This window comes from Stenotrophomonas sp. STEN038, from assembly GCF_056759895.1.
This window is the reverse complement of sequence record NZ_JBRRDW010000038.1, coordinates 22,701-46,512: the sequence shown is the minus strand read 5'-3', so window position 1 is coordinate 46,512 and position 23,812 is coordinate 22,701. Positions and strand designations below refer to the sequence as shown.

The 23,812-nt window shown below is 62.9% G+C and carries 24 protein-coding genes; 16 read left to right on the top strand and 8 right to left on the bottom strand.

Going from position 1 to position 23,812, the window contains the following annotated elements:
* Positions 1–98 precede the first annotated feature (98 nt).
* Positions 99–1,247: an acyl-CoA dehydrogenase family protein gene (locus tag ACVOLS_RS15280; RefSeq protein WP_481546306.1), complete on the bottom strand. Its 1,149-nt coding sequence runs from the start codon at positions 1,245–1,247 to the stop codon at positions 99–101.
* 127 nt (positions 1,248–1,374) lie between these two features.
* On the opposite strand from ACVOLS_RS15280, the gene ACVOLS_RS15275 reads away from it, so the two are divergent.
* From ACVOLS_RS15275 to ACVOLS_RS15255, 5 genes are all read left to right on the top strand, one after another.
* Complete coding sequence (locus tag ACVOLS_RS15275) at positions 1,375–2,304, top strand: ArsR/SmtB family transcription factor (RefSeq protein WP_481546305.1); 930 nt, start codon at positions 1,375–1,377, stop codon at positions 2,302–2,304.
* A 21-nt stretch (positions 2,305–2,325) separates the two neighbouring features.
* On the top strand, positions 2,326–3,405 hold the full coding sequence (locus ACVOLS_RS15270) for a homocysteine S-methyltransferase family protein (RefSeq protein ID WP_481546304.1): 1,080 nt from the start codon (positions 2,326–2,328) through the stop codon (positions 3,403–3,405).
* Between the two features lie 10 nt (positions 3,406–3,415).
* Positions 3,416–4,018, top strand: coding sequence for a short chain dehydrogenase (locus ACVOLS_RS15265; RefSeq protein WP_481546303.1), 603 nt, complete (start codon positions 3,416–3,418; stop codon positions 4,016–4,018).
* Positions 4,018–6,825, top strand: coding sequence for a methionine synthase (gene metH, locus ACVOLS_RS15260; RefSeq protein WP_481546302.1), 2,808 nt, complete (start codon positions 4,018–4,020; stop codon positions 6,823–6,825). The genes ACVOLS_RS15265 and metH overlap by 1 nt, the downstream gene beginning before the upstream one ends.
* 72 nt (positions 6,826–6,897) lie before the next feature.
* Positions 6,898–7,581: a hypothetical protein gene (locus tag ACVOLS_RS15255; RefSeq protein WP_481546301.1), complete on the top strand. Its 684-nt coding sequence runs from the start codon at positions 6,898–6,900 to the stop codon at positions 7,579–7,581.
* 39 nt (positions 7,582–7,620) lie between these two features.
* Here ACVOLS_RS15255 and ACVOLS_RS15250 read toward each other — a convergent pair whose 3' ends face one another.
* On the bottom strand, positions 7,621–8,520 hold the full coding sequence (locus ACVOLS_RS15250) for a LysR substrate-binding domain-containing protein (RefSeq protein ID WP_481546300.1): 900 nt from the start codon (positions 8,518–8,520) through the stop codon (positions 7,621–7,623).
* A gap of 91 nt (positions 8,521–8,611) precedes the next feature.
* Between ACVOLS_RS15250 and ACVOLS_RS15245 the strand changes: the two genes are divergently transcribed.
* From ACVOLS_RS15245 to ACVOLS_RS15230, 4 genes are all read left to right on the top strand, one after another.
* Positions 8,612–9,283, top strand: a complete 672-nt coding sequence (locus ACVOLS_RS15245) for an ankyrin repeat domain-containing protein (RefSeq protein WP_481546299.1) — start codon at positions 8,612–8,614, stop codon at positions 9,281–9,283.
* 52 nt (positions 9,284–9,335) lie between these two features.
* Positions 9,336–10,793, top strand: coding sequence for an amidohydrolase family protein (locus ACVOLS_RS15240; RefSeq protein ID WP_481546309.1), 1,458 nt, complete (start codon positions 9,336–9,338; stop codon positions 10,791–10,793).
* A gap of 420 nt (positions 10,794–11,213) precedes the next feature.
* On the top strand, positions 11,214–12,398 hold the full coding sequence (locus tag ACVOLS_RS15235; protein ID WP_481546298.1) for an MFS transporter: 1,185 nt from the start codon (positions 11,214–11,216) through the stop codon (positions 12,396–12,398).
* A gap of 63 nt (positions 12,399–12,461) precedes the next feature.
* A complete protein-coding gene (locus ACVOLS_RS15230; protein ID WP_481546297.1) occupies positions 12,462–13,004 on the top strand; it encodes an NMCC_0638 family (lipo)protein in 543 nt (180 codons plus the stop codon).
* A 173-nt stretch (positions 13,005–13,177) separates the two neighbouring features.
* Here ACVOLS_RS15230 and ACVOLS_RS15225 read toward each other — a convergent pair whose 3' ends face one another.
* From ACVOLS_RS15225 to ACVOLS_RS15200, 6 genes are all read right to left on the bottom strand, one after another.
* A complete protein-coding gene (locus ACVOLS_RS15225; protein WP_481546296.1) occupies positions 13,178–15,241 on the bottom strand; it encodes an acyltransferase family protein in 2,064 nt (687 codons plus the stop codon).
* 62 nt (positions 15,242–15,303) lie between these two features.
* The gene (locus ACVOLS_RS15220) at positions 15,304–15,969 is read right to left on the bottom strand and encodes a DUF2058 domain-containing protein (RefSeq protein WP_481546295.1); all 666 of its coding nucleotides are present in this window, start codon (positions 15,967–15,969) and stop codon (positions 15,304–15,306) included.
* An 8-nt stretch (positions 15,970–15,977) separates the two neighbouring features.
* On the bottom strand, positions 15,978–16,217 hold the full coding sequence (locus tag ACVOLS_RS15215) for a SlyX family protein (RefSeq protein WP_481546294.1): 240 nt from the start codon (positions 16,215–16,217) through the stop codon (positions 15,978–15,980).
* The gene (locus ACVOLS_RS15210) at positions 16,210–17,559 is read right to left on the bottom strand and encodes a UDP-glucose dehydrogenase family protein (RefSeq protein ID WP_481546293.1); all 1,350 of its coding nucleotides are present in this window, start codon (positions 17,557–17,559) and stop codon (positions 16,210–16,212) included. Before ACVOLS_RS15210 ends, ACVOLS_RS15215 begins: the two co-directional genes overlap by 8 nt.
* A 26-nt stretch (positions 17,560–17,585) precedes the next feature.
* On the bottom strand, positions 17,586–18,566 hold the full coding sequence (locus tag ACVOLS_RS15205) for an FKBP-type peptidyl-prolyl cis-trans isomerase N-terminal domain-containing protein (RefSeq protein WP_481546292.1): 981 nt from the start codon (positions 18,564–18,566) through the stop codon (positions 17,586–17,588).
* Positions 18,567–18,651: 85 nt separating this feature from the next.
* Positions 18,652–19,197: a glutathione peroxidase gene (locus tag ACVOLS_RS15200; RefSeq protein WP_481546308.1), complete on the bottom strand. Its 546-nt coding sequence runs from the start codon at positions 19,195–19,197 to the stop codon at positions 18,652–18,654.
* A gap of 149 nt (positions 19,198–19,346) precedes the next feature.
* Between ACVOLS_RS15200 and ACVOLS_RS15195 the strand changes: the two genes are divergently transcribed.
* The 7 genes from ACVOLS_RS15195 to ACVOLS_RS15165 all read left to right on the top strand — a co-directional run bounded on the left by ACVOLS_RS15195 (position 19,347) and on the right by ACVOLS_RS15165 (position 23,767).
* Complete coding sequence (locus ACVOLS_RS15195) at positions 19,347–19,589, top strand: hypothetical protein (protein WP_481546291.1); 243 nt, start codon at positions 19,347–19,349, stop codon at positions 19,587–19,589.
* 3 nt (positions 19,590–19,592) lie between these two features.
* Entirely contained in the window at positions 19,593–19,955 is a 363-nt protein-coding gene (locus ACVOLS_RS15190) for a GntR family transcriptional regulator (protein ID WP_282269510.1), read from the top strand.
* Entirely contained in the window at positions 19,952–20,824 is an 873-nt protein-coding gene (locus tag ACVOLS_RS15185; protein WP_481546290.1) for an ABC transporter ATP-binding protein, read from the top strand. Before ACVOLS_RS15190 ends, ACVOLS_RS15185 begins: the two co-directional genes overlap by 4 nt.
* Positions 20,821–21,801, top strand: coding sequence for an ABC transporter permease (locus ACVOLS_RS15180; protein ID WP_481546289.1), 981 nt, complete (start codon positions 20,821–20,823; stop codon positions 21,799–21,801). Before ACVOLS_RS15185 ends, ACVOLS_RS15180 begins: the two co-directional genes overlap by 4 nt.
* Before the next feature lie 21 nt (positions 21,802–21,822).
* On the top strand, positions 21,823–22,647 hold the full coding sequence (locus ACVOLS_RS15175) for a DUF4097 family beta strand repeat-containing protein (RefSeq protein ID WP_481546288.1): 825 nt from the start codon (positions 21,823–21,825) through the stop codon (positions 22,645–22,647).
* A 29-nt stretch (positions 22,648–22,676) separates the two neighbouring features.
* The gene (locus tag ACVOLS_RS15170) at positions 22,677–23,267 is read left to right on the top strand and encodes a DUF2884 family protein (protein WP_481546287.1); all 591 of its coding nucleotides are present in this window, start codon (positions 22,677–22,679) and stop codon (positions 23,265–23,267) included.
* Positions 23,268–23,350: 83 nt separating this feature from the next.
* Positions 23,351–23,767: a hypothetical protein gene (locus ACVOLS_RS15165; RefSeq protein WP_481546286.1), complete on the top strand. Its 417-nt coding sequence runs from the start codon at positions 23,351–23,353 to the stop codon at positions 23,765–23,767.
* Positions 23,768–23,812 lie beyond the last annotated feature (45 nt).

Genomic DNA, 23,812 nt, shown 5'->3' with positions numbered 1-23,812 from the left:
TTTTTTTTTTTGTTTTTTTGGTTGCTGTGTCTCTTTTTGCTTTTGTTCTCCCCCCTCCCCCCCCCCCCGCTGCCCCCCCCCCCCCCACTACAGTACCCTCAGCGCACGCCGGTTTCGTTGCGGGCGATGACCAGACGCTGGATCTCAGAGGTGCCTTCGTAGATCTCGGTGATCTTGGCATCACGGAAGTAACGCTCCAGCGGCATCTCCTTCGAATAGCCCATGCCGCCGTGGATCTGCACCGCCTGGTGGGCGATCCACATCGCCGCTTCCGAAGCCGTCAGCTTGGCCACCGCCGCTTCGGTCGAGAAGCGCTTGCCCTGGGACTTGGTCCAGGCTGCGCGCAAGGTCAGCAGCATGGCTGCGTCGAGCTTGCACTTCATGTCGGCGATCTTGGCCTGGATCATCTGGAAGCTGCCGATCGGTGCGCCGAACGACTTGCGCTCCTTCACATAGGCAAGCGAGGCTTCATAGGCGGCACGGGCGATACCCACCGCCTGCGAGGCGATACCGATACGCCCTGAATCCAGCAGGCTCATCGCGATCTTGAAACCCTCGCCTTCCTTGCCGATCACATCTTCGGCCGCAGCAACGTAGTCCTGGAACTCGATCTCGCAGGTCGCCGATGCACGCACGCCCAACTTGGGCTCGGTCTTGCCACGGCCAAAACCGGGCTTGCTGGTATCGATCATGAAAGCGGTGATGCCGCGCGAGCGCTGTTCCGGGTCGGTCATCGCAAACAATACGATGTAACGCGCGACCGGGCCGGAGGTGATCCAGCTCTTCTGGCCGTTGATCACGAACGAACCATCAGCCTGTTTGACCGCGCGGCAGCGCATCGCGGTCGCGTCGGAACCGGACTGTGATTCGGTCAGCGCGAACGCGCCAATCTCGCTGCCTTCGGCAATCGCACGCACATAGGTCTGCTTCTGCGCTTCGGTGCCGTAGCCCAGCACAGCGTTGCAGAACAGCGAATTATTGACCGACATGATGGTCGCATGCGCGGCGTCGGCAGCCGACACCTCGACAATCGCCAGCACGCTGGAAATCGGGTCCATGCCGGAGCCACCGTACTCGACCGGCACTTCGATGCCCATCAAGCCGTTCTCACCCAACAGACGGATGTTTTCCAGCGGGTACTCACCGGTGGCGTCGAAGTGCTCGGCGCTGGGGGCGATCTTTTCTTTGGCGATACGACGCGCGACGTCCTGCAGCATCAGCTGCTCGTCGGAATAACTGAAATCCACAACACCCCTCCCAGGGCCTGATCAAGTTGCGATTGTAACCATCGCAACCCCATTCAGCCTATGCATCGCCTTGACCGAAACTGGTAACACAGGGAAAATATCTCTATATCGCGATAGGTAGATATTTATGGATCTGGAAGACTGGTCAACCCGTCTGAAAGTGTTCGCCGATGCGACGCGCGTGCGTCTGCTGACGTTGTTGGAACAGGAAGAATTGACCGTGGCCGAGCTGTCGGCCATCACCACGCTGGCGCAGCCGCGCGTGTCCACCCATCTGGCCAGGCTCAAGGAAGCCGGCTTGGTGCGTGATCGCCGTGCAGGCGTCTCGGCGTATTACCGCTTTGACGAGGCCGCACTGGACCCGGCACAGCGCGCATTGTGGCATGCCTTGAGCAGCGGCAGCGACGACCCGCTGCTGCGCCAGGACGCCGAACGCGTGCCGTCCGTGCTTGCCATGCGCGCCGCCGACCAGAACTGGGCCGACAGCGTCGCCGGCGACATGGAGCGCCATTACTCGCCGGGCCGCACCTGGGAAGCGATGGCCCGCAGCGCCCTCCCCTTGCTGGAAACCGGTGACGTGCTCGACATCGCCTCCGGCGACGGCGTGCTGGCCGAGCTGCTGGCTCCGCACGCACAGCGCTACGTCTGTATCGACACCAGTGCCCGTGTCGTTGCCGCCGCCAGCGAACGCTTGCGCAAGCTGCCCAATGTGGAAGTGCTGGAGGGCGACATGCACAAGCTGCCGTTCGCCGATGGCAGCTTCGATCTGGTGGTGATGATGCACGCCCTCACCTATGCCGCCCAACCAGCCAAGGCCGTTGCCGAATGCGCTCGCGTACTGCGCCCGCAAGGCCGGCTGATGCTGTGCAGCCTGGCCCGCCACGAGCACAAGGCCGCAGTCGAGGCCTATGGCCACGTCAACCTTGGCTTCACCGGCAAGGAACTGCGCAAGTTCGTCGAAAAGGCCGGCCTTGAAGTGTCCAGCCTGGAGACAGTCACCCGCGAAAAGCGTCCGCCGCATTTCGAAGTGATTTCCTTGATCGCGCACCAACCCTGACCCCACAACCCGGCCCGCCCTATGCAAGCCCTCCCCTGGCTCCACCCTGAACGCGTCGGCAAATTGCTCGACGCCTTGGCCAAGCGCATTCTGATCATCGATGGTGCGATGGGCACGATGATCCAGCGCCATCGTCTTGAAGAAGACGACTACCGGGGAGCGCGCTTCAGTGGCGGTTTTGACAGCCAGCATGCACATGGCGCTGGCTGCGGGCATGACCTCAAGGGCAACAACGACCTGCTGCTGCTGACCAAGCCGGACGTGATTGCCGGCATCCACAGCGCCTATCTGGATGCCGGCGCGGACCTGCTCGAAACCAATACCTTCAACGCCACCTCGGTCAGCCAGGCCGATTACCGCCTTGAACATCTGGTCTACGAGTTGAACAAGGCCGGCGCCCAGATCGCCCGCCAATGCTGCGACGCGGTCGAAGCCACAACCCCGGACAAACCACGCTTCGTGATCGGCGTGCTGGGCCCGACCAGCCGTACCGCGTCGATCAGCCCGGACGTGAATGATCCTGGCTTCCGCAACACCAGCTTCGATGAGCTGCGCGCGACTTATCGAGAGGCCATCGATGGCCTGATCGACGGTGGCGCCGATACGCTGATGGTGGAAACCATCTTCGACACGCTCAATGCAAAAGCTGCCTTGTTCGCCATCGAAGAAGTGTTCGATGCGCGCGGTGGGCGCCTGCCGGTCATGATCTCCGGCACCATCACCGACGCCTCTGGCCGCACCTTGTCCGGGCAGACCGCCGAAGCCTTCTACGCCTCGGTCTCGCACAGCCAACCGCTTTCGATCGGCTTCAACTGCGCGCTGGGCGCCACCGACATGCGTCCGCACGTGGAAACGCTGTCGCAGGTGTCCAGCGGCTATGTCAGCGCCCACCCGAACGCCGGCCTGCCCAACGCCTTTGGCGAGTACGACGAGACGCCCGAGGAAATGGCGACCACGCTGAAAGAGTTCGCCCAGTCCGGCCTGTTGAACCTGGTCGGCGGCTGTTGCGGCACCTCACCCGATCACATCCGCGCCATTGCCGAAGCCGTTGCCGGCTTGCCGCCGCGTGCGCTGCCGTTCGCTGCAGACAAGGCTGCCTGAGGACCACACGATGAAGAAGATCCTGCTGGTCGGTGCCAGTGGCACCCTCGGTTCGGCGGTTGCGCAGCATCTGCGACAACAGCATCAAGTCATCAATGCCTCACGATCGGACCCGCTGCACAGCGTTGATCTGGGCAACGATGACAGCGTGACCGCACTGCTGCAGGCAGTCGGTCCGCTCGACGCCATCGTCGCCACCACCGGTAGCGTCCACTTCGGACCATTGACGAAAATGAGCACGGCGCAGTTCGCGCAGGGGCTGCATGACAAGCTGCTCGGCCAGGTACGTTTGGCCTTGCTGGGCCAGCAGCATCTGCGCGATGGCGGCAGCATCACCTTGACCACCGGCATCCTCACCGAACAACCCATCGCCCAGGGCGCCAGCGCTACCAGCGTCAACGCCGCCATTGAGGGGTTCGTTCGTGCTGCTGCGCTCGAATTGCCGCGCGGGCTGCGCATCAACGCAGTAAGCCCCAGCGTGTTGACCGAAGCACTGGATGCGTACGGCGACTTCTTCCCCGGCTTTGAACCGGTCACCGCCGCCCGCGCCGCACTGGCCTACCAGCGCAGCATCGACGGCATCGCCAATGGACAGGTTTTCAAGGTCTGGTAATGAGCAACGACACAACACCCCGCTACACCCGACTATCCGGTCTTGAGCCGCTGGTCATCACCCCTGACCTGCTGTTCATCAACGTCGGCGAGCGCACCAACGTCACCGGCAGCGCGCAGTTCCGCAAGCTGGTCAAGGAAGAACGCTACGAGGAAGCCGTTGACGTTGCCCGCCAGCAGGTCGCCAGCGGCGCGCAGATCCTCGACGTCAACATGGACGAAGGCCTGATTGATTCCGAGAAAGCGATGGCGCGCTTCCTCAATCTGATCATGTCCGAGCCGGACATCGCCCGCATCCCGGTGATGGTCGACTCCTCCAAGTGGAGCGTGATCGAAGCCGGCCTGAAATGCCTGCAGGGCAAGAGCGTGGTCAACTCAATCTCGCTCAAGGAAGGCGAAGAACTGTTCATCGAACACGCTCGCCTGGTGCGCCGCTATGGCGCCGCTGCGGTGGTGATGGCATTCGATGAAGTCGGTCAGGCCGATACCTGCGAGCGCAAGGTGGAAATCTGCACCCGCGCCTATCGCATCCTGACCGAGCAGGTCGGCTTCCCGCCAGAAGACATCATCTTCGATCCCAACATCTTTGCCGTGGCCACCGGCATCGAGGAACACGACAACTATGCGGTGGACTTCATCGAAGCCACCCGCATCATCAAGCGCACGCTGCCGCATTGCCATGTGTCCGGTGGCGTCTCGAACGTCTCGTTCTCGTTCCGTGGCAATGAAACGGTGCGGCAGGCGATCCACTCGGTGTTCCTGTACCACGCCATCAAGGCAGGCATGGACATGGGCATCGTCAACGCCGGCGCGATGCCGATCTACGACCAGCTCGACCCGGAACTGCGCGAACGCGTGGAGGACGTGATCCTCAATCGTCGCCGCGACGGCACCGAGCGACTGCTGGAAATCGCCGAGCGCTACAAGGGCAAGAAGGGCGAGAAGAAGGTCGAAGACCTGGCCTGGCGTGAGCGTCCAGTACGCGATCGCCTTGCCCACGCGCTGGTGCAAGGTCTGGATGCCTGGGTTGAGGAAGACACCGAAGAAGCCCGCCAGCAGTCCAGTCGTCCGCTGGATGTGATCGAAGGCGCGCTGATGGATGGCATGAACGTGGTCGGCGACCTGTTCGGCGCCGGCAAGATGTTCCTGCCGCAGGTGGTGAAGTCGGCGCGCGTGATGAAGAAAGCCGTGGCCTATCTTCTGCCTTTCATCGAGGAAGAGAAGGCGCGCACCGGCGATATCGGCAAGTCCAACGGCAAGATCATCATGGCCACGGTGAAGGGTGACGTGCACGACATCGGCAAGAACATCGTCGGCGTGGTGCTTGCCTGCAACAATTTTGAAGTGGTGGACCTTGGGGTGATGGTGCCGGCGCAGAAGATCCTGGACGCCGCGCGTGCCGAGAATGCCGACATCATCGGCCTGTCCGGGCTGATCACTCCTTCGCTGGAGGAGATGAGCCACGTCGCCAAGGAAATGCAGCGCCAGGGCTTCGAGATGCCGTTGATGATTGGTGGCGCCACCACGTCGCGCGCGCATACCGCGCTGAAGATCGACCCGTTCTACAGTGCGCCGACAGTGTGGGTAAAGGACGCCTCGCGCGCCGTCGGCGTGGCCCAGTCGCTGATCTCGCGCGAACTGCGCGCCAGCTTCGTCGCCGCCAACGATGCCGACTATGCCGACATCCGCCAGCGCCATCGCAACCGCGGTGACGCCAAACGTCTGGTCTCGCTGGAGCATGCGCGTGGTCAGCGCTTCACCTGCGACTGGAACCAGTACACCCCGCCGACGCCAAACCAGCCTGGCGTGCATGTGTTCGACAACTATCCACTGGAAGACCTGGTCCCGGTGATCGACTGGACGCCGTTCTTTCAAGCCTGGGAATTGGCTGGCAAGTACCCGGCGATTCTGACCGATGAAATCGTGGGTCCGCAGGCAAGTGATCTGTTCGCCGATGCGCAGGCGATGTTGAAGCGGATTGTGGATGAGAAGTGGCTGACGGCGCGGGCTGTGTTTGGGATATGGTCGGCGAATAGTGATGGCGACGATGTGGTGCTTTCCCTTCTCCCGCATGCGGGAAAAGGTGCCCGAAGGGCGGATGAGGGCAAGCTTCTCACTCCATCGCTTGTGCCAACCACCCTCACCCCAACCCCTCTCCCGCAAGCGGGAGAGGGGCTAAATCAGGGTCAAAAGCAAACCCTCCACTTCCTCCGCCAACAAGTCGACAAGCCAGCCGAGCGCCCCGACTTCTGCCTGGCCGATTTCATCGCGCCAGCAGACAGTGGCAAGCAGGATTGGATTGGTGCATTCGCGGTCACCGCCGGCATCGGCATCGATGAGCACGTTGCTCGCTTCGAGGCGGACCACGACGACTACAACGCCATCCTGCTCAAGGCCTTGGCTGACCGCCTGGCCGAAGCCATGGCCGAGCGCCTGCACCAGCGCGTACGCACCGAGTTCTGGGGCTACGCCAAGGACGAGCAACTCGACAACGAGGCGCTGATCGCCGAGAAGTACAGCGGCATCCGCCCTGCCCCGGGTTACCCGGCCTGTCCTGAGCACAGTGAAAAGCAGACCATCTTCCAGCTGCTGGACGCCGAAGGCATCGGCATGTCGCTGACCGAAAGCTTCGCCATGCTGCCAACCGCTGCGGTGTCCGGCTATTACTTCAGCCACCCGCAAAGCCAGTACTTCGTGGTTGGCCGGGTATCGCGCGAGCAGGTCACCGACTACGCCAAGCGCAAGGGCGTGGAGCGGGCGCAGGTAGAACGCTGGCTGGCCTCCAATCTCGACTACGATCCGGAATAACCAGCAACTGCAGGCGGCGACAACAGCGCCGCCAGCACCTATCCTGCCCGCAGCCCTCCAAGCCCAGATCCCATGCATAGCCGCAATGCCGAGCTGATCCGCAAGCACGCCGCCCCCGGCCGCATCGGCCTGTGTGGCACCGATGACTGGGTCGGCAAGGCCATCCGCAAGGCACAGGCGCCACTGACCCAGGACGGCCACCGCAGCCTGTGGTCGCACGCGTTTCTGTTCAGCGAGCAACGACTGGACGGCCAATGGTGGGTATTGGAATCGGATCTGGACCTGCGCAATCGCCAGCTGCGGCTAGGTGCACAGGAGAACCGCGCCGATCGCTACTTCGACGACGAAGCCTTCCCGAACCTGGCCATCCTCGACTTCGGCCTGGATGCCGCACAAACCCATAAGGTGCAGATTGCCGCACTGGATCTGCTGTCAGGGCTGTCCAGTTATTCGCTGAGCGAACTGGTCGGCACCTTGTTTGCAATGCACAGCACCCGCCTGCGCCGGCGCAGCAACCTGCTGTCCAAGGAGGGCGCACTGTATTGCTCGGCGATGGTGCAGCACTGCTATGCAGCTGCCGGTATCGATCTGCTGCCAGGTGTGCACGGCAAGAACGTCGCACCGCAGGACATCTACGACGCCGCCCTGCCCCACACCACGCACTCGTTGATCCGCGACCTGGGCATTTCCAGCCTGCGCCGCTTCACCCATGGCGCCAAAGAGCTGTTGGATACGCCGGTCGAAGACCTGTTCTAACGCAGTTGGCGATGGGCAGCCGCCCAGCTGCTGCCGAACTCAGCCCATTTCCTGCTCAAGCATCTGGATCAGCAACGCGGCCAGCGCCTTGGCTTCCGGGTCCGCTGACGGGCGCTGCAGCACGGCCAGCTCGACGCTGTCGATCCGCGGCAAGCCAGTTTCCACCCCCAGCTCCACATGTCCGGCTGTCATCGCCCGCGCTGGCAAAAGGCTGATGCCCAGACCATCAGCAACCGCTGATTGGATGCCGCCAAGGCTGGAACTGGTGAAGCTGATGCGCCAACGCCGACCCAGGCTTTCAATCGCGTCGATCGTGTCTTCGCGGTACATGCCACGCGGCGGAAACGCCACCAGCTGCACCGGCTCTGTCCCGAACGAGGGACTGCTGGCGCTGTCCACCCAGCACATCGGTTCCGGCCAGCATGCCACGCCCTCGCGACTGCCTCGCCGTTGCTTGACCAGGATCAGGTCGAGCTCGCCGCGGTCATAGCCCTCGGCCAAGGCACGACTCAGGCCGCTGCTGACTTCCAGCTTCACCCGCGGATAGGCCCTGGTGAACTCAGCCAGTACCGGCGTGGTACGCCCGGCAGCGAAATCTTCCGGCACACCCAGCCGTATCACCACCGCCGCACCATCGCCCGACAAGGCTTCTGCCAGCTGCTCGTTGAGCGACAACATACGCCGGGCATAGCCCAACACGGTCTCACCGATGTCCGTCGGTCGCACATCGCGCACCCCGCGATCCAGCAGGCGGTGCCCGGCAAGGTCCTCCAGCCGCCGTACTTTCTGGCTGATGGTGGACTGGGTGGAATGCAGACGCGCGGCCGCAGCCGTGAAACTGCCGCAATCGGCCACCATCACCAACGCCCGCAGCAGATCCAGGTCGAAGTAGGCTCTATTTGTTTTTGAACTGGACTCGACCACGACATTTAATTTCACGATAGCTCGCCGCACTTGTAGCATCGCGTGCAGGTTTGGGCAAACGCCCTCCCCCACTGCAGGCACACAGCAACCCGGACAGAGGCAGGTAATGAGCGTGGAGAACTGGATCGCCGCCCCGGCATTGGCCGCCGCGCTACTCACATCCAGCGTGGTCGGCGCCAGCACGGCCATCGCGGAGCATCTGCAACAGGCGGCCGAAGCCGGCGATAGCCAGCGCATCGCCCTATTGCTCAGCCAGGGCAGCGGCATCGACAGCCGCGATGCCAATGGACGCACGCCCTTGCTGATCGCCATCCGTGCGCGGCAGGTAGAAGCTGCCCGCGTCTTGATTGCCGCTGGCGCTGATGTCAACGCCAAGGATCGCCTGCAGGACAGCCCCTATCTCTACGCCGGCGCCAGCGGGCAGACCAATATCCTGCGCATGACACTGGCGCACGGCGCTGACCTGCGCAGTACCAACCGTTACGGCGGCACTGCTTTGATACCAGCTGCCGAACGCGGCCATGTCAGCACGGTGCAGTTGCTGATCGAGGCCGGTGTTGACGTCGACCACGTCAACAATCTGGGTTGGACCGCATTGCTGGAGACCGTCATTCTTGGTGATGGCAGCCAACGCTACGCGCAGATCACCCAATTGCTCATTGCCGCCGGTGCCGACGTCAACCTTGCCGATGCGCAGGTCGTCACGCCGCTGACACATGCGCAACAACGTCGGCAAACCGCTGTTGAGCACCTGCTACGCGCAGCAGGTGCTCGTTGAAGCACTCCACGCACCCGTACTGACCGGCAACCGCCCACCACTGGAACCACCGATGAAGACCACGCTCGGCCTGCTGCTGACCACACTCGCAGCAACCATCTCGCCCGCAATCGCCGCCCAATCCCAGGCGGACGTAGTGATCCGCCATGCAACCGTGATCGATGTCGAACATGGCCGCGCGATCCCCGACCAGAGCGTCGCCATCCGCGATGGCAGCATCGTCGCCGTCGGTGACGATGCGCGCGTGGGCACCCAGTGGCGCGCGACCACCGCCATCGATGGCCGCGGCCGCTATCTGATTCCCGGGCTGTGGGACATGCACGTTCACTTTGGTGGCGGCCCGGCGCTGATCGAAGAGAACAAGGCCCTGCTGCCGCTATACGTCGCACATGGAATCACCACCGTGCGTGATGCGTCGGGTGATCTGGCCGAGCAGGTCTTGTCGTGGCGCGGGCAGATCGCAAGTGGTCAGTTGTTCGGGCCGCAGCTGTTCACTTCAGGTGCCAAGATCGAAGGTCTGGCACCGGTGTGGAAAGGTACGATCGAGGCCGGTGACAAGGCCGGTGTGGATGCAGCGCTGGACCGCGAGCAGCGCGACAAGGTCGACTTCGTCAAGATCACCGACAGCACGCTGAAGCCGGAGCTGTTCCTGTACGCCGTCAGCCAGGCCAAGGCGCGCGGCATGCGCAGTTCCGGTCATGTACCGATGGCCTTGACCGTGGGCCAGGCCATCGAGGCCGGCATGAGTTCGATCGAGCACCTGGACTACGCCTTCAAGGCCGGAGTCAAGGATGAGGCTGCGATTGCTGCCGATTTCGCGGCCGGCAACATCGACCGCGCCGAAGCCAACCGCAGGCTGCATGCCGGATTCGACCGCGCCACCGCGATGGTGGCGTACCGTCGTTTTGCCGAACTCGGCGTCGCCGTCACCCCGACACTGGACGGCGGCCGCATCATCGACTTCCTCGACGTGGAGCCGCGCGACAACGATCCGTACCTGGCCTACATCGGCCCGGGCTTGCGTGCCACCTATGCCTGGCGCGTCGAACGTGCGGCCAAGGCAACGCCCGCACAGATCGAAGCCCGCCACGCCCACTACGCCCAGGTGGCAGCGGTACTGCCGATGCTGCAGGAAGCCGGCGTGCGCATCATGGCCGGCACCGATGCAGGCTTTCTGAACTCCTACAACTTCCCCGGCATTGGCCTGCACAACGAGTTGGCACTGTATGTCCGCGAAGGGCTGACGCCGGCTCAGGTACTACAGTCAGCCACCCGTGCCGGCCCCGCCTGGTTCGGTAAGCTGGACCGCTACGGCGCGGTCGCCGAAGGCAAGGCCGCGGACCTGGTGCTGCTGGACCGCAACCCTCTGCAGGACATCGCGGCCACGCGCGCGATCAATACCGTGGTGATGCGCGGCAAGGTCTATGACCGTGCCGCGCTGGACGCCATGCTGGCCGAGACGAAGGCGCAGGTCGCCGAGTGGAACGCCAAGGCCAAGGCCAAGCCCTGACCTCTGCAACCAGGCAGAGCGCGGCAACGCAACTCAAACAGTCGCAGCCCGGCTGTTTGTAGCAGCGGCGTATGCCGCGAAGCAAGCGATCTGTCAGCCCCTATCCCCGGGTGCGCTGCGCTTACCCGGGCTGCCTGCAAGGCGTAAAAACCTGCTGCTTGTAGGAGCGGCGTCAGCCGCGAAGCAAACGGATTGTCAGCTGGCATATATCTCGAGAAATGGAGCAGCATCGGCTTCGCGGCTGGCGCCGCTCCTACAAACCACGGCCTGCCGTTGTTCGCGAGCGGAACCGGCCCGAAACACTTGGAAGCTACGCGACAGCCTCGCCCCGACCTGCCATCCAAAGCCCGCAAAAGGCACAATAGGCATCGTGGCGCATGCCGCCTCCCCCTGCCTATCCAGCGCCTCCAGCGCCTTCCCATGACGCCCGTTGCCTTGCCATCACAAGCCGTGCCGACCGCACGCTTGTCGAGCTTCTACTTCTTCTACTACGCCGCGCTTGGCGCGTTTACGCCGTACTGGAGCCTGTACCTGCAGTCGCGCGGCATGACCGTCACCGCCATCAGTGTGATGATGAGCCTGTGGTACGCCACGCGGGTGATCGCCCCCAGCACCTGGACCTCGCTGGCGGCCGTTTCGCCCCGTCCGATCCGCTGGCTGCGCGTGGGCTGTGTACTGACCATCGCCTGCTTCGTCGGCTTCCTGGTGCCCGCACCGCCGTGGACGCTGTACGCGGTGATGATCGCCTTCTGCTTCTTCTACAACGCGGTCATGCCGCAGTTCGAATCGATCACCCTCACCCATCTGGGCGCGGACAGCCATCGCTACGGCATGATCCGGGTCTGGGGCTCAGTGGGTTTCATCATCGTGGTCACCCTGTTCGGCTGGCTGATCGAAAAGCATGGCGCCGACAAACTGCCGTGGCTGATGCTGCCATTGTTCGTACTGATGACAGGCTCAGCCTTCCTCAATCGTTACGCGCGCAATATTGGCTCGCGCAGCCAACACGACGCAGGCTTCTGGAGCATCGTGCGACAGAAACCGGTCATGGCCTTCTTCATCGCCGCCTTCCTCGAACAGCTGTCGTTCGGCCCGTACTACACGTTCTTCTCGCTGTACATGGACCAGCACGGCTACAGCACCTCTTTGCTCGGCCTGATGTGGACCGTCGGCGTGGTATTCGAAGTCGCCGTGTTTTTCCTGATCGCCCGCTTCTTCCGTCGCTGGGATGCCAGCTGGCTGCTGATCATCTCCATGGGCAGCGCCGTTCTGCGCTGGTGGGCCACGGCGCTGTGGCCGGAGAACCTGCCGGTGATGCTGGTCGCGCAGACCACCCATTGCCTGGGCTTCGCCGCGTTCTTCGCTTCGGCCATGCAGCTGCTGGCGCGCTACTTCCCGGGCAGCCTCAATGGACACGGCCAAGGGCTGTTCTATGGCTTTTCGTCCGGGCTGGGCGGCGTGCTCGGCGCCCTGATTGCTGGTCAGCTCTGGCAGTTCGGTGACGGCAAGGTCGCCTTCATCGTCGGCGGCTGTTTCGCCCTGCTCGGCACCCTGATCGCCTGGTACTGGCTGCCGCCTTCACGCCAGGCCCGGCTCCTGCGCTGAATCCTGCAGACAGGCCAAACCCCTGCTATAACTGCGCCATCTCACGGCACAGGGGGCTCTGTCATGAAATACGGTTCCAGCTTGTACACCTTGCTGGCGGCTATACCGCTGATTGCGACCGGCACCGCGCACGCCAGCGACGACTCGCTTGCCCCGATCGGCATGTTCGCCGGGGTCTGCATCGATCTGCTCGACAAGCCCGATACGTTCGCCGAGGTGATGAGCAACCGGGGCAACCGCGTGCAGGATGCGGAGGCAAAGGAGTTCCTCGGCCACAAACCCGGCAAGGCCTGGTATGTCAGCTACGAAGGTGTCCCCTATGGCTTCTCCTGGGCCGATGATGGCACCTGCCGGATAACCATTTTCAGCGGCAATGCCAAAGGACTCGCCAAAGAGTTCGGCGACCTTGGCCGGATGGCCCCGGCGGGCTACACCTCGGCGGCGGAACTTACTTCCATAGACGAAAGGGGCTGGACGGTCCACACCTACACCTGGCACGGTGACGGCGAAAACCGCGCCATCCAGATGCGTCTGTCACTCAACCCCGAACCCGGAACGGGTTTACGCGGCAATGCCAGCGCCAGTTACGTTGCAGCACCCCGTTGAGCCAGTCACCTGGCAGGCCGTTGGAATCGGGCAGCTGATACCCGATCACGCCACCTCGCCACGACTGCGTGGTGCGTGATCGCGCGGCACTGGCAAGCAAGAACGTTCAGCCGACGATTTCGCGGCAAGTGGGAGATCATATTCCCCACGCCCGAACGCAGGATGCACCCGACTCAATGCACTTCCGTCGCCAGATGACTGCGGAATGAGGGCAGTAGCGCTCGATTGCCGTGACCACTCAAATGGTCACCGTCGAAGTAGAGCGGCTTGCCCGCTTGCTCGGGCTGGCACGTCGTACCTGGGCACAGCACCGGCAACGGGTCCCACATGCTTGCGCCCGGCAGTGCCTGCACCACCTGCTGCAAACTGGACAACGCAGGTGCCCGCAGTGCCTGCATACGTTCGCGCGCAACCGCCATGCCGTTCACGCAGATCGGATTGCCGCGGTTGAACGCATCCGAGCAACGGAACGGTGGCGCGGACAGCACCGGTTTCGGTGCTTCCAGTACGATCCGCACGCCGCGATCAGCCAGGGGTTTCAGCTCTACGATTGCAGCCTGCACGTCGGCAGCACGTTGCGCGGCAGATGCCTCACTCAGCACCGATGCATACGCCTGCTGCTGATCGAACAGGCCATATTGCTCAACCAGCCTTGGCACCCTCAAACCGGGCAGGAACAAGACGTCACCGGCACGCGCCTGTGCAGTAACATCGGCGAGCGTGCTTTGCACGTAGGCATTGCAGCCCGGATCGACTTGTTGCCTGCCCTGCAATCCGACCAGCGCACAACCGGCGTTGGCGTAAAGGCGGGCCTGTCCACCATCGAGCAGAACCACGCGGCGAAGCATTTCACCATAAGCCAGCGCATGCGAGTCACCAGCCACGAACAGGCGCCGCTCGTCCCCAGGCCCCGCAGCGCACTTGCCACGCTCGAACTGTTGCACCTGTCCACCCGCCACTGGCAAGCGCGAGACCAGCAGTTCGCAACCGGGGAATTCCTTTTTCAGACCCTTGGCATACGGGTACCAGTCCAGCGGGTGGCGACTGACCGTACTCAGGGAGATGTGCTTGGCAGCGCGCTCCAGTTGTTTCTGCACGCCCATACCCAGCAGCAACACCATCACGCCGCCGGCCACCCAGCGCAGATCCGGGCCACGCCAGCGCCTGCCAAAGCGCAGCGGTTGCTCGACCCAGCGCCAAGACAGCCAAGCCAACATCGCCGTGCAAGCCAATGCCAGTGCACCGGTGAACAGCGAGTCCAGACCAAGCGTCCAGCGGAACAGCACGAATACCGGCCAATGCCATAGATACAGCGAGTACGACATCCGCCCTATCACCAGCATCGGCTTTGCCGACAGACTGCTACCAATCCAGCCGGCGGCGGAACGGTGCAACAACCCCAGCAAACCCACCGTGCCGAGCACCGGCCACAAGCCATCGATCCACGGTGAGTGGCCGGGGCGCGCAGCCAACAACCCGTAAGCCAGCAAGCCGGTGCTGCCCAACTGCAACAGCAGGGACCAAAGCCCTGTTGGACGCGCTTCACTGTTCACACGCCCACGCGTATCGAGCAGCTGGAACAGCAGCACGCCTGCGCCCAACTGCCAGAACCGCGTGGTGGTCTGATAGAAGGAGGCGATCTCCTGCCCGCCCTGCAACGCGCGGCTGATGGCAAACAGCAGCGAGCCGGCCGTGGCCAAGCCAAACAGCAGCATCGACAAGCCCCGGCCCCGCCCGCCTTTGGACCAGGTCATGAACAACAACGGGAACAGCAGGTAGAACTGCTCCTCCACACCCAGCGACCAGGTATGGGTGTAAGGGTTGAACTCACTACGTGGCGAGAAATAGTCATTGCCCGTACCCGCCAACACCCAGTTGCTCAACCCGACAAAGGCCATGCGCCCGGTCTTGCCACTGGTTTCGCTGAGCCAGGATTCGGGAATGAACAAAGTGCTCAGCAGACCGGTTGCCAGCAGACACACCAGCAGCGCCGGCATGATCCGGCGCATGCGTCGCGCATAGAAGGCCAACATCCCCTTCCAGCCGATGATCCCGGAAGACCGCGCCACCGAGGCGCTGACCACATAGCCGGAAATGACGAAGAAGACATCCACGCCGGCAAACCCGCCCGGCAACCAGCTCGGATTGAGGTGGTAGAAGATGACAGCGAGCACGGCAATGGCCCGCAGGCCGTCAACGTGGGGGAGATAGCCTTCCTGCTTCAACTGTCCCTGCATCATTTTCCCCGTTAAAAAAACGGGCGCCAGCGGCGCCCGTTATCTGCATCATAGCCAATCGTTTACCAGACCAGATCGTCCGGCACCTGGTACTGCGGGTCCGCGTACGGATCAGCATCTGCCGGAGCATTCGGGTCGACCTTCAACGCCACGGCCTGGGCGAAAATCTCCTCGGCCTGCGCCAACACTTCGGCTGTCACCAGCAGGTAGCGACCGTTCTGCTGCAGCACGCCGAGTTGACCGGCGTTGAGCGCCTTGAGCTGATCAGCGTTGACGTAGACGCGCTTGATCTTGCCGCCGTACGGGAAGTGACGGGCAATGTCGGCGTTGGGATCATTCAGCCCCTTGTCCTTGATCAGCTCATCGAGCTTGGCCCGCGCTTCACGGCGCAGGCGTGCTTCTTCCTGCTTGGCCTGTTCGGCCTGGATGCGTTCGTCCTTTTCCTTCTGCGCACGGATCGCATAGGCCTTGGCCAGGTCGATGTCTTCCTGCGAGCGCGGCTTGCGTGGCCCCTGCTGCGGCCGACCTTGCCCGGGCTTGCCCGGATGGGGCGGTTTGCCTTGCTGTGCAGGCTTGCCGGCATGCGCGGGCTTGTTGCCCTGCTGTGGTCGGCCCTGCCCTGGCTTGCCTTGCGGGCGGCCGTCACGACGCACTTCCGGCTTGCGCTCCGGTTTGGGAGCAGGCTTGAAACCCAGCCCTAGCAGCTGGTCGCGAATATTGTCACTCATGGGAAATATCAGTAGTGCGGGGGCGGTGGTTCATCGGCGGCGTCGGCGTACAACGCCGTGCGCACCTTGCCCAGGTCATCAAGTAGGTGGCGCAGCAGATCAGCGTTGCGCGAGCCCTGCATGCGGGCATCAGCCAATGCTTCGCTCATCTCCGCCAACGCGTGCTCCTGGAAGGAGACACGCATCTCCAGTTCAACCAGACGTGCTTCCAGCGCTTGCTCGCGCTGCTCGGGAGTTGTTTCATGCATGTACGGAACGTCCTCGACCTATGCCGTAATACGCCAGGCCTGCGGCTTCGATTTCAGCCGGGTCGTAGAGGTTACGGCCATCAAATACCACCGCATCACCCAGCGCTTCGCGCATGCGTGCAAAGTCCGGGCTGCGGAACTGCTTCCACTCGGTGACCACCACCAGAGCGTCCGCATCATGCAGTGCTGCAAAGGCAGAGTCGCAGAAAACCAGGTCTTCGCGCTCGCCAAAAACACGACGGGCTTCATCCATCGCTTCCGGATCGAACACCTGCACCTTGGCGCCGGCTTCCCACAACTGCGCCAATACACGCCGGCTCGGTGCCTCGCGCATATCGTCGGTGTTCGGCTTGAATGCAAGGCCCCATACCGCGAAAGTCTTACCGCGCACACCTTCGTCTTCACCGCGGTCGTAATGACGCTGGATCAGCTCGAAGAGATGACCTTTCTGCGCGGCATTCACCGCCTCTACCGCGTTGAGCAGCTGCGGCTGGTGACCGTGCTGCGCGGCAGTACGCGCCAGCGCCTGCACGTCCTTGGGGAAACAGGAGCCGCCGTAACCGGCACCTGGATAAATGAAATGCCAGCCGATGCGGGGATCAGAACCTATGCCCTGACGCACCTGCTCGATATCGGCGCCTACGCGCTCGGCGATATTGGCAATTTCATTCATGAAACTGATCTTGGTCGCCAACATCGCATTGGCGGCGTACTTGGTCAGCTCGGCCGAACGCACGTCCATTTCCACAACACGGTCACGGTTGCGGTTGAACGGCGCGTACAGCCGCCGCAGTACCGCCACCGCATGGGCGTTTTTAGCGCCAATGACGATGCGGTCCGGGCGCATGCAGTCTGCGACCGCATCACCTTCTTTCAGGAATTCGGGATTGGAGACCACATCGAAGGCGATCTCCTGGCCACGCGCGGCCAGCTCTTCCGCGATGGCAGCATGAACCTTGTCAGCGGTACCCACCGGCACCGTCGACTTGTTGACCACCACAGCGGGCCGTGCCAGATGGCGGCCGATCGTGCGGGCCACCGCCAACACGTACTGCAGGTCGGCGCTGCCGTCTTCATCCGGCGGCGTACCGACCGCGATGAAGATCACTTCACCGTGGTCGATCGCCCTCGCCGCTTCCGTGGTGAAGGCCAAACGCCCGGAGGCGTGATTGGCCTTCACCATCGGCTCCAGGCCAGGTTCGTAGATCGGGATGATGCCCCGCTCCAGACCATCGACCTTGGCCTGGTCGATATCGACGCAGACCACATCGTGCCCTACTTCCGCCAAGCAGGTCCCGGTCACGAGACCCACATAGCCGGTTCCGAAAATAGCTACACGCATGGCTGCACCTAGTCCGTAACTCAGCCTTACGGCATGACGCCCAGCAACTCGACGTCGAAGCTCAACGTCGCGTTCGGGCCGATCGGACCGCCCGGGGTGCCGGCTTCGCCATAGGCCAGTTCGCCGGGAATCCAGAAACGGTACTTGGAACCGACCGGCATCAGCGCCACGCCTTCGGTCCAGCCCTTGATGACCTGGTCCAGACCAAAATCAACCGGCTGACCGCGCTGGTAGCTGCTGTCGAACACTTCGCCGTTGAGCAGCTTGCCTTCGTAGTTCACACGCACGCGGCTGCTGGCCATCGGGCGCTCGCCGCTGCCGGCGCGGATCACCTGATACTGCAGGCCCGAAGCGGTGGTCACCACGCCCGGCTGGGTCTTGTTCTTGGCGAGGAAGGCATTGCCTTCTTCACGGTTGGTCTGGGCAGCCTTGCCGGCCTCAGCCTTCATTTCAGCTTCCTTGGTGGCGCTGAATGCCTGCAGCACGCCCTGCGCCTGCTCGCGGGTCATCAGCGGGGTGCCCTTGGCGAACACGGTGCTGATGGCCTGGAACACGGAATCCAGATCAATCTCATTCTTGATGCGTGCCAGCGACGGGCCAACGGCGAAGCTGCCCAGCATCAGGCCGACCTTTTCACGGTCAACCGACGGCGGTGCACTGCCCGGGGCCATGCCCGGAACCTGCTGGCCGGAACGGGCCATCATCACGGTGCGCAGTGCCTGATCGGTCTTCTGCGCATCTTCCTGCGACAACAGCGGCTGGCCGCCAGCAAAGGCGTTCTCAACAGCGCGGCGCATTGCGGCCACGTCTACTTCCGAAGCAACCGGCTCAAACGAGCTGGCCACGTCGATGCCGATGGCGTAACCAATCTTTTCACGATCCGAGGTCAAAACAGACTTCTCCTTGGTCGCCGCAGCAGCGGCAGGTTGTTGCGAAAAAACGACCCCGGGGGCCGCCATCGCCAAAATCAGAAGCGACGCAACCGCGCCACGCTTTCCCATCTTCATTCGCTGCATTCCTGGAAGTGAACAAACGCCACCGGCGGCGCGAGGGGCGATATTGTCGCACGCGCGCCGCAGATGTCGAGGCGCGTCAGCGCTGTGGTGCTGGTGCGACCAGCGCGCGATCGATTGCCGCACGCAGTTCCGGGTCATCCGGCTTCACCTTGCTTGGGAACTGCGCCAGCACGCGCCCATCGCGCGATATCAGATACTTATGAAAGTTCCAGCCCGGTGCGACGCCGCTGAGGCGGGTCAGGTCCTGGTACAGCGGCGTTGCCTCCGGACCAATCACATGCACTTTTTCGAACATGGGGAACTTCACCCCATACGTAAGTGTGCAGAACTCCTGGATCTGCGCCTCGCTGCCCGGCTCCTGGCCTTTGAAATCATTGGACGGAAAGCCCAACACGGCAAAACCACGTGGTGACAGTTCCTGCTGCAATGCCTCCAAGCCCTCGTACTGCGGGGTGAATCCGCATTTGGAGGCCGTATTCACCACCAACAACACCTTACCGCCATACGCGCGATTCAGGTTCACCTCGTCTTTTCCGGCCAGCGAGCGGTAGTTGCGGTCCAGCAACGGACCTGCGACCCCATCCAGCGCACTGCCAGCGGCTGCCACAAAAGCAATTGAAATCAATAAATTACGAATGTTCACTGGTTTCTCCCGAGCCCTACAAGCAAGTTTGGAGCGGCATAGGCCATTAGTTTGGTCAGAATCAGTTGCATGTCGGCGTGTCGGTGTTATAGTTGCATACAACACCAGCCACCCTACACAGGGGCCCCATGAACACCAAGCACGGCAGACACGCTCTCCACGCACTGATGGTCACAGGCACCTTGCTGTTGCTGGGCTGCTCCAGCTCCCTCGGCAACGGCCTTGCCGACGCCAGGGATTATGCAGCCCAGGTGCGCGGTGATGGACAGGATGCCGACGAAAGCCCCAAAGCGAAACGACCGGTCCGGCGTATGCGGACCAGCCTTTCGATGCCTTATTTTTCTTTCGCACAGCTGAATTCGCGGAGCTGACCCATGAGCGATATCCAGTGGAGCGATGGCGCTCCCATTTACCGCCAGCTGAAGGATCGCGTGATTGCGATGATGCTGGACGGAATCCTGAAGCCGGGCGACGCCCTGCCCTCGGTACGCCAGGTAGCGGCCGAGTACCAATTGAACCCGATCACCGTCTCGCGCGCCTATCAGGAACTGGCCGACGAGAACCTGGTCGAGAAACGCCGAGGCCTTGGTATGTTCATGACCGAGGAGGCCGCCCAGAAGCTGCGCGGCAACGAGCGTGATCGTTTTCTCAATGACGAATGGCCAGCCGTGCTGGAGCGCATCCAGCGCCTGGGCCTGACCATGGAAGATTTGCTGCCACCGGGGACCACTCTATGAACGCCGCCGTCGAAGCCGTCGTTTCCGCCAAGGGCCTGCGCAAGGCCTACAAGCAGAAACCAGCGCTGGACAACACCAGCTTCACCATCGAACCGGGCCGCATCGTCGGCCTGATCGGCCCCAACGGCGCCGGCAAGACCACGGCGCTCAAAGCCCTGCTCGGCCTGACCTCGTTTGACGGCGACCTGCGGGTACTGGGCATGGACCCGCGCAGCCAACGCGATGACCTGATGAACGATGTCTGCTTCATCGCCGATGTTGCAGTGCTGCCGCGTTGGTTGCGGGTCAAGGAAGCCATCGACTTCGTCGCCGGTGTGCACCCGCGATTTGACCGCGCCCGCTGCGAACGCTTCCTGGCCAACACCAAGCTCAGCCCGAAGCAACGCGTGCGGGAGATGTCCAAGGGCATGGTCGTGCAGCTGCACCTCGCCCTGGTGATGGCCATCGACGCCAAAATTCTGGTATTGGACGAGCCCACCCTGGGCCTGGACATCATGTACCGGAAGGAGTTCTACCAGCGCCTGCTGGAGGATTACTTCGACGAGCAGAAGACCATCATCATTACCACCCACCAGGTGGAAGAGATCGAGCACATCCTGACCGACGTACTGTTCATCCGCGACGGTTCGATCGTGCTGTCCTCCGACATGGAAGCACTGGCCGAGCGTTACACCGAGCTGCTGGCCTCGGCCGACACGCTGCAGGCCGCCCGCGCCCTGGGTCCGATCGAAGAACGCGCCCTGCCATTCGGCAAGACCGTGCTGCTGTTTGATGGCGCCAACCGCCACCAACTCGCCGCCATGGGCGAAATCCGCACCCCCGGCCTGGCCGACCTGTTCGTGGCCACCATGAAGGGAACCTACGCATGAACGCCGCTCACCACATCACCCCGCTCGGCAAGTTTAAATGGCTGCTCAAGCGTGAGTACTGGGAAAACCGGGGCGGCTTCGTCTGGGCCCAGGTCATCACCGGCGGCATCGCCATCCTGTTCGCCATCATCGGCGCGCTGATTGGCGTGTTCGCTGCACGCAATTCCGATGGCATCAACCATACCGGTGATGTCAGCGAATACCTCAAGGTCATGGGCGCGTTCGGCGATGGCCTGCTGCTGGCAGGCATCTTCCTGGCCTCGTTGATCCTGGCCTTCGTCGTGTTTTTCTATGCACTGGGCAGTCTCTACGACGACCGCCGCGACCGCAGCGTGCTGTTCTGGAAATCGCTACCGGTATCCGACACCCAGACCGTGCTGTCCAAGGCACTGTGGGCGCTGGTATTGGCGCCGCTGATCGCGATGGCTATCGGCCTGGCTGTCGGCCTGGTGCTTTGGGTGGTCGCCATGCTCGGCGCGGCCGGTGCTGGCGCCACCAGCCCCTGGGCCATCGCCACCCACTCCCACCCGTTCCGTATCCTGGGCCTGGTCCTTAGCACCCTGCCGGTAAGTCTGCTCTGGGCGCTTCCAACCGTGGGCTGGCTGATGTTCTGCTCGGCGCTGGTGCGGACCAAGCCGTTCCTGTGGGCGGTACTGATACCGCTGCTGGCCTGCACCATGATCAGCATCCTCGGCGCCATGCCGGGCGTGAAGCTGCCGCTGGGCTGGATCTGGTACACCGTTGCCTACCGCGGCCTGCTCAGCGTGTTCCCGTCATCGTGGCTGCCACGCGGTTTGACCGACACCAACATCAGTGACAATGATCTGCAGACGCCGGCCGATCTGGTGCAGTGGTTGCTGCAGCATCACAGCCTCAGCAAAGTGCTGGCCAATCCCGATATCTGGATTGGCGCGGTTGTCGGCATCGCCCTCATCGTCGCAGCTGTTTACCTGCGCCGCCGTCGCGACGACATCTGAAGCTCGATCAGGAGAATGTTCATGCACAAGACGTTTGTACTGGCCGCATTGCTGGCTGCGCCGGGCGCAGCCTTCGCCAGCCAGCCCTGCGCGTTTACCGCACCGCAGTCGCTGAACCTGGACCTGGGCGGCAGCAAGACCGTGATGTTCGAAGTGAACAGCCATGATCTGCGCCTGCAGGCCAGCCCGGGTGCAAGAGCGGCCGTCAGCGGACGTGGCTGCGCTTCCAGCCAGGAACTGCTGGACCAGCTCTCGCTGAGCCAGCGCAAGGTTGGCGACAAGTTGGTGGTGACGCTGGAGCGCCGAAACCAGGGGCTGAACATCAACATGGGCCACACCTACGCCTACCTGGACCTGACCGGCAGCCTGCCGGATGACATCCTGGTACAGCTCAAGGTCGGTTCCGGTGATGCCTCTCTGGTCGGTGCCAAGAGCATGAGCGCCGACGTGGGTTCTGGCGATGTCAGTGCGCGTGACATCAAGGGCCTGGCAACGGCGGCAGTGGGGTCAGGCGATGTCGAGTTCCACAACATCGGCTCGCTTCACGTGCTTTCGGTGGGATCGGGTGATGCCAGGATCGACGGCGTCCGCGGCGACGCACGGGTTGGCACTGTCGGCTCCGGCGACGTCGAGCTGCGCGGTGTACAGGGTGCGGTAAGCATCGAAAGCATCGGCTCCGGTGACGTCGACATTCGCGACAGCCGCGGCGCCGTGCAGTTGGGCTCACTGGGTTCGGGTGACCTGGACGTCCGTGGCGCCGCCAGTCTCAAGGTGGATAGCCTCGGCAGTGGCTCGGTGAATCATTCCGGCATCAGCGGCAGCCTCGATCTGCCCAAAAAACGCTGACTCCTTCCAATCGCAACGGAACGCACACCATGAAGATCCTCAACGCATCCTTGCTCGCCTTGGCGCTGGCACTCCCGTTGGCCGGCTGCGGAGAAAAGCCGGCCGCCAATGGGCCGGCGACCGACACCACCGTTGGCGCCAAAGTCCGCGAAGCCACCGACAAAGCCCGTAAGGAAATGGCGGAGGGCAATATCAGCATCGGCTCCGATGGCGCCAAGGTGGAGGTCACTCCGACCGGCGACCTGCTGATCAACGGCGCCTCCATCCCGCTCAACGACAGCCAGCGCGCCATCACCCTGCGCTACCGCGCGCAGACAATCGGCATCGCCGAAGCCGGCATCGATATCGGCGTGCAAGGTGCCAACCTGGGCGCGAAGGCTGCTGGCGAAGCAATCAAGGGCATCTTCTCCGGCAACTCCGAGCAGATCGAACAACGCATCAATGCCGAAGCGGACAAGATCAAGGCCAGTGCAGCCAAGCTCTGCGACCAGTTGCCGGCTCTGCTGGCCACCCAGCAGCAACTGGCTGCGGCGGTGCCCGAGTTCAAGCCGTACGCAAAGATGGACCAGGGTGATATCGACGATTGCCGCAACGGCAACGGCAATGTCCAGATCCCCTGATCCGGGGGCCTGACCTGCACTCTGGCGGGGGGCGGTAGAATGACCGCCCCCGTCGTTGTTGCCCCGCTGCCATGAAAAGACTGTTGTTGCTAATCCTCGTTGCCTTCGCCACCCTCGCGACCGGCTGTGACCGTGAGAAGTACGCCGAGCACCGCAGCGAGCGCAGCAAGCCCAAGACCGAAGTCACCCTGGAGCGCATCGCCATCCGCCGCGCGCCCTACCCCAACCTGGACATCCTGCCGGACGGCCGTTTGCGCGTGGATGACATCGTCATTCCCTTGAATGCCGAGCAGCAGGCAATGCTGCAGACCAGCTTCGTCAAACTGCAGATCCTGCGCCAGAACACCTTGGTGGATGCCGACCCGGCACTGGCACAGGAGCGCACGCTGCCGCTGCAGATCCCGGAGGGCCAATCACCGTTCCCGCCGGACCTGGCGCAGCAGATTCCCGAGTTCGAAAGGTATGGCGAAGCCCTGGCTAACCTGCGCGCATTGCGCTGAGCCCTGTAGTGCCGACCCATGGTCGGCAAAGGCTTTACCGCCAAT

Excerpts from the sequence above, each read along its gene's own strand:
- ACVOLS_RS15275 (WP_481546305.1), top strand. The coding sequence starts at position 1,375 with ATGGATCTGGAAGACTGGTCAACCCGTCTGAAAGTGTTCGCCGATGCG.
- ACVOLS_RS15270 (WP_481546304.1), top strand. The coding sequence starts at position 2,326 with ATGCAAGCCCTCCCCTGGCTCCACCCTGAACGCGTCGGCAAATTGCTC.
- ACVOLS_RS15265 (WP_481546303.1), top strand. The coding sequence starts at position 3,416 with ATGAAGAAGATCCTGCTGGTCGGTGCCAGTGGCACCCTCGGTTCGGCG.
- metH (WP_481546302.1), top strand. The coding sequence starts at position 4,018 with ATGAGCAACGACACAACACCCCGCTACACCCGACTATCCGGTCTTGAG.
- ACVOLS_RS15255 (WP_481546301.1), top strand. The coding sequence starts at position 6,898 with ATGCATAGCCGCAATGCCGAGCTGATCCGCAAGCACGCCGCCCCCGGC.
- ACVOLS_RS15245 (WP_481546299.1), top strand. The coding sequence starts at position 8,612 with ATGAGCGTGGAGAACTGGATCGCCGCCCCGGCATTGGCCGCCGCGCTA.
- ACVOLS_RS15240 (WP_481546309.1), top strand. The coding sequence starts at position 9,336 with ATGAAGACCACGCTCGGCCTGCTGCTGACCACACTCGCAGCAACCATC.
- ACVOLS_RS15235 (WP_481546298.1), top strand. The coding sequence starts at position 11,214 with ATGACGCCCGTTGCCTTGCCATCACAAGCCGTGCCGACCGCACGCTTG.
- ACVOLS_RS15230 (WP_481546297.1), top strand. The coding sequence starts at position 12,462 with ATGAAATACGGTTCCAGCTTGTACACCTTGCTGGCGGCTATACCGCTG.
- ACVOLS_RS15225 (WP_481546296.1), bottom strand. The coding sequence starts at position 15,241 with ATGCAGGGACAGTTGAAGCAGGAAGGCTATCTCCCCCACGTTGACGGC.
- ACVOLS_RS15220 (WP_481546295.1), bottom strand. The coding sequence starts at position 15,969 with ATGAGTGACAATATTCGCGACCAGCTGCTAGGGCTGGGTTTCAAGCCT.
- ACVOLS_RS15215 (WP_481546294.1), bottom strand. The coding sequence starts at position 16,217 with ATGCATGAAACAACTCCCGAGCAGCGCGAGCAAGCGCTGGAAGCACGT.
- ACVOLS_RS15210 (WP_481546293.1), bottom strand. The coding sequence starts at position 17,559 with ATGCGTGTAGCTATTTTCGGAACCGGCTATGTGGGTCTCGTGACCGGG.
- ACVOLS_RS15205 (WP_481546292.1), bottom strand. The coding sequence starts at position 18,566 with ATGAAGATGGGAAAGCGTGGCGCGGTTGCGTCGCTTCTGATTTTGGCG.
- ACVOLS_RS15195 (WP_481546291.1), top strand. The coding sequence starts at position 19,347 with ATGAACACCAAGCACGGCAGACACGCTCTCCACGCACTGATGGTCACA.
- ACVOLS_RS15190 (WP_282269510.1), top strand. The coding sequence starts at position 19,593 with ATGAGCGATATCCAGTGGAGCGATGGCGCTCCCATTTACCGCCAGCTG.
- ACVOLS_RS15185 (WP_481546290.1), top strand. The coding sequence starts at position 19,952 with ATGAACGCCGCCGTCGAAGCCGTCGTTTCCGCCAAGGGCCTGCGCAAG.
- ACVOLS_RS15180 (WP_481546289.1), top strand. The coding sequence starts at position 20,821 with ATGAACGCCGCTCACCACATCACCCCGCTCGGCAAGTTTAAATGGCTG.
- ACVOLS_RS15175 (WP_481546288.1), top strand. The coding sequence starts at position 21,823 with ATGCACAAGACGTTTGTACTGGCCGCATTGCTGGCTGCGCCGGGCGCA.
- ACVOLS_RS15170 (WP_481546287.1), top strand. The coding sequence starts at position 22,677 with ATGAAGATCCTCAACGCATCCTTGCTCGCCTTGGCGCTGGCACTCCCG.